Here is a 14,664-nt window from a genome sequence, read left to right as displayed (position 1 = left end):
ATGGAATAGGGCGGATTTGTAATCGGAATCCGCTTTTTCCTTATGAAAAGAGGGGAAAATATGACACGAGCGAATCGCCTTTACCAGAGGCTGAAACGTGGGATTGCGTTTTTGTTGGCGCTAATCCTTGCGGTTCAGCCTTTTTTTAGTTTCGATATGGGACTATTCCCGACGTTTGCGGCGGAAACAGAAGGAAGAGGAAGCACATTTGCTTATTATAATTCCAGCAATCTGCTGAAACCGGGAGCCAATTTTCCATTTTACGGAAAAAATCACAACCGCGTGGGATTATGGCCTTATGGAATTACCAACGTGGAGGGCGGAAGAAGTGCTCCCGGGTATTGCCTGGAACCCAACAAATCCATGCAGAGTGGAACTGGGGGAACCATAGTTACATACGACCTTGACCAAGACGGAGATAATCTTCCGTTGGGAATCTCAAGGGAGGAGGCGGAGATCCTTTGGTATGCTCTGTCCTCATCCGGAAACTTTGAGGGCTACCAGACGGGCGTGGGGAAAGTCGGACAAGGTCATTATATACTGGGGCAGGCAGCTACCTGGGCGATTATGTCGGGAAACTGGAATGGGCTGGATGATTTCCGACAACAGATGGAAGTACTGATGGATAATTTAAACAGTCCGCAATTGGCGGCTCAGACCAGAGATGCCTTAGAACAATTTTTCAATCAGACCAATAGTGCGGTAGAAGAGACTGCGGTTCCGCCCTTTGCGTCTAAATTTAAAAACACAGCCCCTGTCCACCAAATGCAACAAGAAGGGGACGGGACTTATAGAATTACTTTGAATTATGGAGACGGTTTTGACTGGCGGCAGTCGGAGCTGGTATATGATTTGCCGGAAGGCTGGAACATGGTGAGGGAAACCAGCGGGGTGACGTTTATCTGTTCTAACGGGAATCCGGACATCGGTCTTATAAAAGGTTATTTTCCGGAAGGCTCTACGGCCGCTAAATACTGGATCAAGCCAAACACTTTTAAAGTATGGTATCCCGATGGCTGGACAGAGAGCAGCGCTGTGGAAGGCAAACAGGCAATGATTACTATGGCAGGAGAACAGGAGCCGTGGGAGGTTTGGCTTTCCTTTGGTAAAGGAACAACAGGGACAATAACCGGAAACAGTGGGGATTACGAGATCCCATATACCCAATATCTCCATGAAGAGACCTTTAAACGGGATTACAAAATTGAGCTGGAGAAACAGTGTGACGAGACGGGGAAGACCCTGGAAGGAAGTACCTTTGAAATTCTGGAGCAGTTTGATTTTTCTCAGCTTGATGGGACGAATTTAGAGGAGGAGCAGTTTCGGGAAAATCTTCCCACATCGGAGGGCGGATTTGAAAATTTAAGTGTATGTCAGAGTGAGATCACGACAGACATGAATGGTCATCTGGAACATTCAGACCATAAGACCTATGAGTATGAAAAGACATACTGCGGCGGTCATCCAGAGCCGATTATCCACTATGTAGAAGTAGGTGACGATGCCAGCGATGAAGAAAGCGACGCGGCCGACGAAGAAAATGAACGTTTGGAGCGGGAAGCTTGGGAGGCCTGGCAGGAATGTGTGGACTGGTGTGAAGAACACTGTGATTTTCATTCTATCGATGAAGGGGTTGCCAGAGATGAGATGGAAGCAGACCGAGATGAAGCATGGGAAAGCTTTATTCATCTGAAACGGATTTACACGGTCAGGGAGGTACAGGCTAGAGCCGGTTACATTCTCCATGATCTGCATGAGGATGATGAGCAGGTTGAGATTGTGGAGTTTTCCTCTTCCCAGATAGAAAGTGATGGTTTAGTGATTGGTTACTACGACGGAAACCGTAGAGAAAGGACCATAGGACAGACAGCGGTTGAACCGGAGGCGACCATCTCCGCAAGAAAGACAAATTTAGTGCAGGCAAAAGCAACGCCATCTAATGTAGAAGACGATGAAATAGCAGAGAACAAAGAAGAAAACGCTGAAACAGAAGAAAAGGTTCCGGAGAGCAGTGAAGCAGAGAGAGAACCGGAAAATGACTCTGTGCAGGTAGCAAGTAAATCGGAAGCAGAGGAAGAAATTGAGGAAGATATAGAACTGGCTACCCCGTCCAATGCCTCTAGCTATTCCCTGTATATCCCCTCTATATGTTCAGAAGATGATGGCGGAGCAGGCGGTCATTGGGAATGGGACGGGGTGCAGGAGGAAAGCGAGGTTGCCCATATCAACCAATCAAACTATCCGGCAGATTACACTGGATTCTCCTATCTGGTAAAAGACCATAGGACAGAGGGCGAGCTTCACATCAACAAGCGCGATCTGGAATTATTTGAGAAGGAGGGGGAAGACAGTTACGGAAAATCCCAGGCTGACGCCACGCTGGAAGGAGCGGTTTATGGCCTTTATGCGGCAGAGGACATCATTCATCCGGATGGGAAAACCGGCGTAGTCTTTTCTTCGGGAGAACTGATTGCCATTGCCGCCACAGATAAAAACGGGGACGCCTCGTTTCTGGTCATCACAGAGGAAACTGAGACATCAAAGAATGTTCCTAATTTGTATAAGGACAATATAGAAAGGAATGGAAACTGCTGGATTGGAAGACCCCTAATCCTGGGCAGCTATTATGTGGAGGAAATCTCACGCTCAGAGGGATATGAGCTTTCCAGAACAGGGAAAAACCATTCAGAGAGCAACCGCACTGGAATCCCGGTGGTGATCACGGAATCAGGGAGTGCCCATACGGGCGGATTTTTCCATGAAATCAATGAGTGGGATGGAAAGTCCTATGATTTTACGGTGGATTATTTTAAGACCAAAGGGTTTGACGTGGTCCTTTCCGGGCTCCCGGAGGATTCCAGGGTATATGAGGTCACCCGGACAGAGAAAACTACGAATCAGAAAGTCGTGACCGGAACAGCCCGGGTGGAGAAAAAAGACGCAGACGGAAACACGGTTTACCAGACTGCAGAAGGCAGTGAGTATAAACTGGATGCAGACGGCAACCGGATAGTAAAACTGGATGCGGATGGAAATCCGGTTGATTCCGACCAGCCCTCCAGTCAGACAGTTACCGCAGTGAACCGCTTAAATGTGTATATTCCTGCGATTGAGCGGGAAGAGCCATCCGACATGGATCTGGAAGAATCGGAAGAGATTGATGAGGACTATATTCTGTGGGAAACATCTTCTGCCCTGGCAATGTCCGGCTATAAGAACAGCCTGTCTGATGCGCCATGGAATCTTTTAAAACTGTCAGGGAATACCAATGGAGAGATAATAGACGAGATCTTGACAGCCTGTTCTTCGGACAGCTTCTGGGATGCCTATGACGTGGAGCAGATATTTGAAAAGGACGGAAGCTGGTATGCAAAAATCCGTTATGCTTACAAAGCACTGAAAAACCAGCCAGTTATTTATGAGAGAGGAAGCGGCCGCCTGGCAATCCGGAAGGAATACGAGGGCGGCTATTATTATGTCATCTATGAGGAAGGGGAGTACAAAAAGGACGGCTACCGCTTCACTGTAGAGAAGAAGGAACTGGATTTAGAGGTGTTTTCCCTTGGGGAAATTCGCTTAAAAACGGTTTATGCGCCGGTGTATGAGCGGTATGAGGCTGGGGAGCTGCTTCTTGATAACGAGGGAAATCCGATTCCGCAGATGGAGACGGTTCCGGTCTATACGAATGAGGCGGTAACAGAGTATCAGGAGACACTGACGTCTGTGACAGTAAACGTGAATCGTGACAGCGGCCGCCTTATATTTTCTGTAGATACCAGCGGAGAGGCGTTTGACAAGGATAAAGCGGAAACCAGGACGTACCGTGTGGTGACTGGACAGGACATCACTCAGTATCGGGAAGCTGCGGTCAGCGTCATTACGAAGAAACCGGAGATGGAGGACGGTTCCTATATCAAATACACTGCGTTGCTGTATCCCGGACAGTATGAGATTTATGAAGACGATGGGACAAGGGAAAAACCTCTGATTGTGCTGGAACGGGTAATCAAGCAGGCAATCAAGGTCACAAAGGATATTGCGCTGGATTCCTATGAGCACAATACTTACGAAATCCACCGTGACCCGTTTACCGTCCTGTTCGGGGGCTACAATGGTAAGCTGGAAACCAAAACCCTGCCGGGCTTTTTCTTTAAGCTGTACTTGCGTTCGAGTTTGGAGAAAACAGGGAATCTTTCCCGAAAGGAGGACGGGACTTACGATTATACAGCTTTCTTTCAGGAAAATCCGGAATACGCCGCATCTCTTGCCTTAGAGTGGGATATAGAAAAGTATGACGCAGATGGGGATATGACAACGGTACATGCCAACCGGGGCGGCGGAACCGATGATTACTGGGGACAGAGCCGTATGATGCCCTATGGTGTCTATGTACTGGTAGAGCAGCAGCCGGAGGGAATCCCGCAGAAGCATTATGCCATTGATTCTCCAAAGGAAGTGGAAATTCCATTTGTACCTCAAATAGAGGAAGACGGCACGGTACATGATAAGCTGCCTGATCCGGACTATCTTTATGATTCCCATATGACGCCGGAAACGTTGATGGAACGGTATCATATCCGGTTTAACGAGGAGACACACATCATCTATGCTCACAACAACGATGGCGATTTTGAGGTGTTTAAGTACGGGCTGGAGCCAGACAGCAGGAGGGATTGCCAGAATGATCTTGTGGCCGCCTATTATCACTATGGTTCTATCAGTGAGGACGCAGGGGTCATGGACGGCGTATATTATGAAACCTATTACGACCGGGACGGCCAGATAACGGACTATGGAGTGACCATGGATGGGGTGGATACCATGACAGGAATTTCCACCGCTGTAGACCGGAAATATGCCAAGGCGTTAGTCCCCTGGAGTGTCCTGGACCCCAGATACGGGGAAATCATCAATGACAACGGGGATATAGGAAACCGGGATTCCGGTCTGGAGGATGGCAGTTTTAACTTTGTCGCTTTTGCCAACAAAGACTTTGAAAATGAGTTCTACAGTTCCAGACTGCGGATTGAAAAACTGGATGCCGAAACCGGGGAGAATATCCTGCACGATGGAGCCTTGTTCAAGATTTATGCCGCAAAGCGCGATATTGCCGGAGACGGGGCAGCAGGAGTGACAGGCAGCGGAGATATCCTGTTTGATGAAAATGGAATCCCTCTGTATGATGAGAGCGAGCAGATTTTCATGCGGGACGATACCGGGGCGGAGGTCGGCATATTCAAAGCCTATACAACCGTCCGTGACGGCGAGGTGACGAAAGAGGACGGAAGCACACAAACGGAAAAACAGTGTGTGGGATATTTGGAGACGTATCAGCCTTTGGGAGCCGGGGCCTATGTCCTGGTGGAGGTAGAGGCTCCGGAAGGATACGTCAAATCGAAACCGATTGCCTTTACGGTTTATAGTGACAAGGTAGAGTATTATGAGGAGGGGGATGCAGGAAAAAAAGTACAGGCGGTGAAATACCAGTATATGCGGCCAGTAGGTTCTGACGGCAAGACTGTGACTGAGGACATGCACCAGATGGTTGTTAAGGATCAGCCTACTCGGATTGAAATCCATAAGGTGGAGAATCCGGAAAAAGAACTGAGCTACCGGGTGTATGGGGATGAAAAGCAGTTGAAAGCCCGTGGAGATGTGACGCTCCAGTATAAGCCAAACGGTGAGTTCGCTGGCTTTGGCTATGTGACCAAAACACTGAAACCAGGTGATGGGGAGCCGCTATATGTGGAGAATGCCACAATGACGCTGTATGAAGGGCTGGAGGTAAAACAGACCGGAGAACACGAATATGAAGGGGTTGAGGTGAAGCGCAACCTGTTTGATTCCGTGATTGGCATAATGGCTCACAATACAGGAGTGGATACAGATATCCGGGTAACGGGGACGGATTCCACTGGGAAACAAGAATGGGATATCACCCAGGAAGCCAAGCCCCCGATGGATTTGTGGTATTACGATCTGGAATATGACCCGACAGAGTTGGACACGGAAACGGGAATTTTGTATGGTCTGGATGATTGGGGAAATCGTGTCTGTATGCTGGATTCTGAAACCGGAATGGCTTATGTGACCGATGAGCATGGTGCAGTGATTGTCTGGCCTTTGGATGATAACGGCGATAAAATCATTTCACAGTCGGTTGAGGTTTACACGGATGAACATGGCAATCAGACCATTAACACGGATTTATCTCCTGTGACCGATGAAAACGGCCTGCCTATTTATTATAAAGATGGAGGTGTCACCTGGATTGAAAATGAATGGGTGACAGAGGAGAAACCTTATGAAATCGCCAGGGTCAGACAGGGAGCGTACATTCTGGAAGAAACGGCGGCTCCTCTGGCTGACGGGTATGTACAGTCTATAGCAATCGGGCTGATTGTCAGGGATACAGGCGAGGTTCAGCCTTTCTATATGGAGGACGATTACACGAAGCTGGAGGTGTCCAAGCTTGACATGACCTCCAGGGAGGAGATTGAAGGCGCTTCCCTGGCGCTTTATGAAGCATACCGCGTTTATGATGATTCAGACCGGGGCTGGCATCTGGAGATTCTCCGCGATATGGACGGCAGCCCTATCGTGGCGGAAAGCTGGGTGTCAGGCGGCGGAAAACCGCATTGGATCGACCACATCATGCCGGGAGATTACATTCTGCAGGAAACCAGGGTTCCAACGGAAGCGGGATATGTGACAGCTTCTGAAGCAGAGGTCATCATAAAGGAAACCGGCGAGGTTCAGGGTGTGGTGATGGAGGATGACCACACAGCCGTAGAATTCCTGAAAGTGGACGGTAAAACAGGAAAGCCCATGGCAAACAGCAGCAGGGCAACGCTGGCTTTGTACCATGCATTACTTAATGATGAGGGAGAGCCTCTTTATGATGAAAATGGGATCATCCGTTATGATAAAAACCAGAAGGTTTACCAGTGGCAGACCGATGACGGAAGTGAGGTGAGAAAAACCGCCCATCAGGTGCCGGTTCCGGGCGGGCACAGTTATACGGCATATGACTATGAGATAAAACCGGTGCCGGGTACCGTCCAGGCTATTTGCTATGTGACAGAAAAGGGCGCTATGCGTTTTGAATATCTGCCTGTTGGAAAGTATGTGCTGGTGGAGGAACAGGCTCCGGACGGCTATACAGTGGCTGACCCGGTTTATGTGCCGGTACTCGATGTTGGGTCAAAGGAGCGGATACAGGGATTCACAATGGTGGATGAACCCATCCAGGTGCTGCTCAGCAAAGTAAATACAGCTGGAGGCAAGGAACTGGCCGGCGCAACCGTAGCGGTTTACCGGGCAGCTTCGGACGGAAGCCTTATAAAATATCAGATGGCAGATGAGGACGGCAACTTGCTCTATGTGACGGATTTAGACGGGAACCTGCTGAAGGATGAGGCAGGCAACCTGATTCCAGCTATGGCATATGACGAGAATTACCTGGTTGAGCGATGGATTTCCGGCTCTGACGGGCGTTATACCAAAAAAGATGAGGCAGATGGGAAAATACCTGAAGGTTTTGCAGCAAGGGATTTAAAGCCCCATACTTTGAAAAATCCTCTGGCAGGCTCTTATTATTTTGTTGAGGAGCAGACACCCTTTGGATATGTCCGGGCGGTGGAACTCCCCTTTGAGATTACGGACAGCCGTGGCATACAGAGATTTGAACTGGTTGATGAACTGATTATGGGGCAGCTGGAACTGATAAAATCGGATGCCAGACAGCCAGACCGGAAGCTTGCGGGCGCCAGATTTAAGTTTACAAATCTGGATACGAATTCAGCCACAATTCTGATTACAGATGAGGACGGAAAAGCAGTCAGCAGTCCGGTTCCGATTGGTTCTGTGGGAGCGGATGGTTCTGTCAGCTTATATCATTTCAGCGTGCAGGAGGTGAAGGCTCCTGATGGGTATCTGCTTGATCCGGAGGCGGAGATGTTCCAGTTTAATGTAAGGACGGATCGGAATCCGAAGATTGTATTTACCTACGAGGCATCTAACCAGCCTACAGAAGTAATTGTCTCCAAGAAGAAGCTGACGAATAAGGAGGAGCTGCCGGGAGCCAGCCTGGAAGTACGCCCAGTGACGGTAACAATCGGGGAAGATGGAGAGATTGTCAGGACAGAAGGGGATGTTCTGGAAAGCTGGATTTCCACGGATACGCCTCACAAGATTAGAGGATTGAAGCCTGGTGAATATGTGCTGATTGAGACCAGGGCGCCGGAAGGTTATCTGGAGGCGAAAAAGGTATATTTCACCGTTCAGGGGAACATGACGGTTGGAGATACGGTATTTGTGGAAATGCTTGATGACGATACGAAAACGGAGATTATAAAGGTAGACAAGGAAACAAGAGAGCCTGTGGCCGGTGCTACCCTGCAGCTTGTGAAAGCAGATTCTATGGAACTTGTGCGGGAATGGATCACAGACGAAACCGGAAGCATTCAGATTCAGGGACTGCCGGCGGGAGAATACCTGGTGCGTGAAGTGAAAGCTCCGGATGGCTACCTGATATTAAAGGAACCTCTTAAAATAACGGTGGTTAAGGATTATAAGATCCAGACCTTTGTGGTGGAAAACCAGAAAATCCAGACGGTGATAGAAAAGACAGACACCGAGACAGGAGAACCGGTGGCAGGAGCTGTGCTGCGGCTTATAGATGAAACGGGAAATGAAGTGGCCTGGTGGGTTACAACGAAAGAGGCGCAAGTCTTGCCAGGATTAAAACCCGGATGGTATACCGTAGAAGAAGTTCAGGCACCGGGCGGTTATCTGCTGTTAAAAGAGCCGTTAAAAATCCAAATCACTAATGAGGAAGAACGCCAGGTATTTACGGTCAGAAACCAGAAATTGGAGGTGGATATTCTAAAGACCGACCAGGAAACCGGGGAGGCGCTTGCCGGAGCAATGCTGCGGCTGATACGAAATTCTGACCAGTCTGTGGTAGACGAGTGGAAGAGTACCGGGGTTGCAAAGATCATAAAAGGATTACTGCCGGGCAGTTATACCCTGGAGGAAGTATCCGCGCCGAATGGATATGCAGTAGGAAAGCCGGTTGTCTTTGAGGTGACCGGAGAGGAGGACACGTTGCAGATAACACTGGGGAACCAGAAGATACAAGCAGATTTTGAAAAGAAAGACAGTTTGAGTCAAAAGCTGGTCAGTGGCGCAGTCCTTCAGCTGATAAGGAATGCAGGAACCGGGCAGGAGGTCATTGTGAAGGAATGGATTTCCGATGAATCAATTTTCACACTTACCGGGATAGAAGCCGGATTATACATTGTGAGAGAAATTGCCGCACCGCCTGGGTATGCGCCAATGGAAGATATGGAGATTGAGATTCTTCCGGATCAGCCCCAGCAGACCTTTACCATCCTGAACCAGCCGATTCAGGTGGAAATTGAAAAGACCAGTGGGGATACAGGAAAACTTCTTGGCGGTGCAGTCCTTCAATTGGTGAGAAATAAAGACGGGGCGGTTATCCGGGAATGGACTTCCAAAGAAGGGGAAGCGGAACACTTCACAGGACTTCAGAAGGGAGCGTATACCATCCGTGAAGTGAAAGCACCATCCGGTTATAAAAAGATGGAACCGCAGGAGATTCAGATACTGGAAAAAGATGAATTGCAGGAGTTTGTAGTGAAGAACTATAAAATCGACCACTCTGGCGGCGGGGGAGGCGACACGCCGAAACCGAAAGGAGAGTACATGGAGCTGTATAAAACAGACGGTCTTACGGGAGAAAAACTGGCCGGGGCAAAGATTACGGTTTACAGACCGGACGGCAGTGTGTATTTTGAAGGCATTACAGACAAGGCGGGAAAAATACGGTTTAAGGTGCCGGAGAACGGAAACTATACCTTTAAAGAGGTATCCGCACCGGAGGGGTATTATCTCAACCCGGAGGTTTACCAGTTTACCGTGAAAGGCGGAACCATAGAAGGGGATACGGTGATTCCCGACTATAAGAAAGGAACGGTGGTGATATCCAAGGTAGATGTGACCACGGCGGAGGAACTGCCAGGGGCGCAGATTGAAATTACAGATAAAGACGGAAACCGGATTTACAGCGGGGTCAGTGATGAATATGGAAAGGTGTACTTTGAGGTGCCTGCTCCGGGAGAATACCGGTTCCGTGAAGTGGCGGCGCCCGAGGGGTATGAGCTGAATGAAACCATATTTTCCTTTACTGTGTTTGAGGATGGTTCTATTATCGGGGATTGCACCATTACGGATCAGAAGCACTATGGAACAATTACAGCTTTCTATGAGACGGATCGGAAAGGTGACGGGGGTTTGACAGTAGGAACTCTGCGCCATGCTCCGAAAACCGGAGATGAGAGCCATCTGTTTGAGAACTTTTTTATATGGCTTCTTTCAGTTGGAGGAATCTTACTGTTTGGATTCCGGCACTGGATGCGACGAAAAAAAAGAAACAATGGTATTCCACCAGCTAGACCAACGCAGAAAAGAGGCATGAAAATCAGTGCATTTTTCCTGGCCGTATGTTTGGCTGCCGGCTTCCCAGCTATGGAGGTGAAGGCTGCTGATGACGTATTGGAAAATATTTATGAGGAACACCAGTACAAAACGGAGAATCCGGATTCGGACGAAGCAGAGGGGCTGTTTGAAAAGGAACTGAAGCGGGACGGTATCACATACCGCCTTTCAGAAATCCGGACGGAGGTGATAGAAGAAAATTTGGCGGAGACAGCCGGGGATACAATCACAATCACCACGGCTCCGTTCCTGGAAGAGAAGACAGAAAGCTACCAGCCGGAGGGAACTATAGAGCGGGAAGGCATTTCCTATCAGCTAAAGGATTCCATTCTGGAAAAAGCAGATATACCGGCCCATGAGGTTCCAATTATTAAGGAGGTGGTCTATGAGGCGGTAGAGGGGAAAGATATGATTCCGTCCAGGATACCTGTTTCTGTAACCGATGATGCCACAGGGCAGCAGATGGAGGGAATTGCCGAAATTTCCGGACAGGAATTTGGTGAAGAACGCTGGGAGGAGAATTTCTCCTTCCCGGTGACCTTCCACGAATATGGTCTTGAGGGGTACTGGCTGGGAGAAACGGTCTTTAAACTGGAAGATGATAAGCCAGATTTTCATGGTTACGAGGCAGAACTTCTGGCTCTGATTGGCGTGAATAATGAGGAATATACGGTGGAGACTGTTACATGGGACGGGGAGGCATATGAAGATTCCGAGGGGATTTTGTGTCGGAATGCAGTGGCTTCCGGTAAAAAACTGGTAAGTGATTGTAAGGCCGTCTATCAGGGAACCGCTGTATTTAGGGAGGAGTCAGGTGTCCGCTACCGGCTTACCTACCTGAAAAAGGAGGCAGAGAGCAGTGGAAAGACGGTGTATACGATGAAGGCTACCGGGGTGTATGTTCCTAAAAAGAATCATGCAGCGGCAGTGGCCGCGGTGATCGGCCTGGGCAGTGCAGGAGCCGGGACGGCGGGATATGCTGTTTACCGGAAAAGAAAGCAGAGTAACATGGCATAGAACCATAAAGGGGAGGCGTTTGTAACGTCTCCCTAAAAATATTTTGAAATGCACTTGAAAAAATCAGAGCTGTTTTTCTACAATGATTATACAGACAGGAAAGAGGAGAGGAGACCGGAAGAATGAAGAACAGAAAAAAGATTGTGCGGATAAAAGACAGAAAAAACAATATACCGAAACCACCCATCTGCCCTTACTGCGGCAGACGTTCGGTGCTGCGCCCCGCAGAATATGTTTATGGGGACAATACCATATCAGCCGGAAGCTTTTTGTATGTATGCAGCGGTTATCCTGAATGTGGGACCTATGTGGGGGTTCATGAAGGAAGCCGGAAACCTAAAGGGACTCTGGCGGATTCAGAACTTAGGAATAAGAGAATCAGGGCGCACAGGGCTATGGATACCCTGGTCAGAGCCGGCTGTATGAGCCGGGACGGAGTGTATGTCTGGCTGTCCAGCCGTTTAAATCTGCCATACGAAGAAACCCATATTGGATATTTTTCTGATTATCTTTGTGAGCAGACAATTCTGGAGTGTGAACAGGTACTGGATAACTGGAAGGCGAACCATGAGAAACGAGCGGCATGAGGGAGGAGTGAGCGTAAATGCGATTGGAACCATCAGAGGAAGCCATGTACCGTAGGATGGATTTAAAAGATCATCTGTTGATAGTGATTCTTATTATGGGATTTATAGCTTCTTTGAGTTTTTTCTTACTGGCTAACCCAAATTCACAAGTAATAGGGCTAGGGGCAATTATATCTAGTTTAGCTGGTATGGGGGTCAGTGGAGGAGGTTTCCTTTGGTTGAAACAACGGATTATGCCGCTGACTGGCTGCTTTTTGGAGATACGAAGTGATAGTTTTGCAGCGGTTCAGCCATATAAAGACAACCAATATGAGTCCTGTCGGATTTATTATAAAGAAATAGAGCTATTAATTAAGGATAAGGCGGGAAGTGGATTTTATATCAGAATTCTACAGCCAGGAGAAAGTGTAATAAAGGGGAGTCAGGATAAAAGGAGAACGATGCATATCAGTCGGTTTGGGTATTCCGAGGAGGAGATTGAAACGATATATGAGGTACTTAAAGAACGTGTTTTACAGACTGCGACAGTATATGAGTATACAGAATAATCAGCCTGTCATTCCGGAGGTACTGAAAACGAGATTATGGACGGCCGCCAGCATGATTGCCTGTGTCATGGCGGTCGGCATTTTTATGGAGTACCAACTGGGAGACGGATTCCTAAAGCTGTCCTGCTTATGCAGCATATGTCTGGGGATTCGTTTTTTTGATTTGTTACTGATTATTTATGACAGGAAATACGAGGTGGTTGAGGGAGAAGTGGTCCGGATTCGGATTTGTGGAATACAAAAAAAGCATTGGGAGATTACGGTTAGAAACCAGCAGGGGGAAGAAAAAACTGTTTTTATTTCCGAGCAGAGTAATATACGGAAAGGGAGGCATTACAGGATATACTTTAAAAAAGAGGCGATTTTGGGGATAGAGGAGCAGGGGATTTAGAGGCATCATTTCGCAGGAAGTCTATGATTTTAGTTTGCGATATTGTGTCGAGAAGTTTGATTTGCTGCTTTGCAAACAATGAAAACGGGTTGTTGCCAACAAAACGGCGCTATGTCCTGGCGGGGGCATGGCGTCGTCTTGGGTTGGGGGGCGTTGCACACCCTCCTTCGCAAATTGGAATCTATCAAACAAACAGTCCAAAACACAAACGAGCCTAAGCATGCTTAAACAAAGAGAGTGTAAAATAAAGTGTGTAAGTTACCGGTAACCAAACTTACGCACTTTATTTATATTATAAAGTGCGGTACACTAAAGGAAAGGATGAAAGGATAAATGAGTACAGCACTTATGGCACCAAGGAAAAAGAACAAACGCAGCAATACCAGCATGGCGATTGCAAAAGCAATCATTGATGAATATCAGCCAAAAACTGCGGAGGAAATGCAGGATGCCTTGAAGGACATCTTCGGCCCTATGTTTGAAGCAATGCTTCAGGGCGAGATAGATACCCATCTGGGCTATGAGGCGCATAACCACGGCTATAAGGATACAGAGAACTGACGTAATGGCTACATCCACAAGAATGTAAAGACAACTTACGGGGATATTCCGGTGGACGTACCAAGAGACCGTGAATCCACCTTCGAACCACAGGCAATCCCTAAGCGCACACGTGATGTCAGTGGCATTGAGGATAAAGTGCTGGCCATGTACGCGAGAGGAATGAGCCAGCGGGATATTGCCGACACCATAGAGGATATCTATGGTTTTGAGATTTCCCATGAGGCGGTTTCAACCATCACAGACAGGGTAATAGAAACGGCGGACGAATGGCAGAACCGGCCGTTGAAGAAGTTCTACACGTTCGTTTTCGTGGATTGTCTGTACGTATCCATCCGTAAAGAGACAGAAACCAAGAGCTGTGCTGTTTATGTAGTCCTTGGATATGATGTCAATGGAATCAAGGACATCCTGGGCATCTGGATTGGAGAATCAGAAGGGAAGCATTACTGGATGCAGATTTTTGATGAAATCAAGGCGCGAGGGGTAGAGGACATCCTTTTCATCAGCATGGACGGGGTATCGGGTCTGGAAGAAGGCGCAAAATCCATCTTTAAAGATGTAGTCGTGCAACGGTGTATCGTCCATCTGATCCGCAATTCAATTAAATACATACCATCCAAGGAGTATAAGGCCTATACAGGCCAGATAAGAAAAGTATATGGTGCAGCCAGCCTGAAAGCGGCGCAGGCAGAGTTTGAGCGCTTCAGGCAGGCGTGGAGCCAATACCCAGGAGCAGTGGAAGTATGGGTCAGGAACTGGGATTACGTGGAACAGCTATTCAATTATGGAAGTGCAGTCCGCAAGGTGATGTACACGACAAATGCCATAGAGTCGGTCAATTCAAGTTTCCGTAAAGTAACGAAGAAAGGGTCCTTTCCGAACGAAAATAGCGTTATGAAAGCGTTGTATCTGCGCATCACAGAACTGTATAAAAAATGGAATGGCCGCCCTGTATCTAACTGGGCAATGGTGCGGAACCAGCTTTCCATGGATGACAAAGTCCAGGCCCGAATCATGAAATATGAGAATTACTGAT

The 14,664-nt window shown here is 48.1% G+C and carries 4 protein-coding genes and 1 pseudogene; all 5 read left to right on the top strand.

Translation table 11 applies throughout. The features are described from left to right. Positions 1-60 precede the first annotated feature (60 nt). The 5 genes and pseudogenes from HMPREF9469_RS01265 (at position 61) to HMPREF9469_RS01240 (ending at position 14,663) form a co-directional block, all read left to right on the top strand. Entirely contained in the window at positions 61-11,538 is an 11,478-nt protein-coding gene (locus HMPREF9469_RS01265) for a SpaA isopeptide-forming pilin-related protein (protein WP_007858354.1), read from the top strand. A 122-nt stretch (positions 11,539-11,660) separates the two neighbouring features. Further along, positions 11,661-12,125 (top strand): zinc-finger-containing protein, encoded by a 465-nt coding sequence (locus tag HMPREF9469_RS01260; RefSeq protein ID WP_007858352.1) that lies wholly within the window; start codon positions 11,661-11,663, stop codon positions 12,123-12,125. 17 nt (positions 12,126-12,142) lie between these two features. Continuing rightward, on the top strand, positions 12,143-12,673 hold the full coding sequence (locus HMPREF9469_RS01255) for a hypothetical protein (RefSeq protein ID WP_007858351.1): 531 nt from the start codon (positions 12,143-12,145) through the stop codon (positions 12,671-12,673). Continuing rightward, positions 12,657-13,064 carry a YxeA family protein gene (locus tag HMPREF9469_RS01250; RefSeq protein ID WP_117634928.1) on the top strand — a complete coding sequence of 136 codons (408 nt, stop codon included), beginning with the start codon at positions 12,657-12,659 and terminating at the stop codon, positions 13,062-13,064. The genes HMPREF9469_RS01255 and HMPREF9469_RS01250 overlap by 17 nt, the downstream gene beginning before the upstream one ends. Before the next feature lie 348 nt (positions 13,065-13,412). Beyond that, positions 13,413-14,663: pseudogene (locus HMPREF9469_RS01240) on the top strand (IS256 family transposase). The last annotated feature ends 1 nt before the right edge of the window (position 14,664 follow it).

Origin of the sequence: [Clostridium] citroniae WAL-17108 (genome assembly GCF_000233455.1) — a bacterium.
GTDB classification, from domain to species: Bacteria; Bacillota; Clostridia; order Lachnospirales; family Lachnospiraceae; genus Enterocloster; species Enterocloster citroniae.
Note: the sequence above shows the minus strand (reverse complement) of the source record. Positions and strands in the feature narration are given on the sequence as shown.

Excerpts from the sequence above, each read along its gene's own strand:
- HMPREF9469_RS01265 (WP_007858354.1), top strand. The coding sequence starts at position 61 with ATGACACGAGCGAATCGCCTTTACCAGAGGCTGAAACGTGGGATTGCG.
- HMPREF9469_RS01260 (WP_007858352.1), top strand. The coding sequence starts at position 11,661 with ATGAAGAACAGAAAAAAGATTGTGCGGATAAAAGACAGAAAAAACAAT.
- HMPREF9469_RS01255 (WP_007858351.1), top strand. The coding sequence starts at position 12,143 with ATGCGATTGGAACCATCAGAGGAAGCCATGTACCGTAGGATGGATTTA.
- HMPREF9469_RS01250 (WP_117634928.1), top strand. The coding sequence starts at position 12,657 with ATGAGTATACAGAATAATCAGCCTGTCATTCCGGAGGTACTGAAAACG.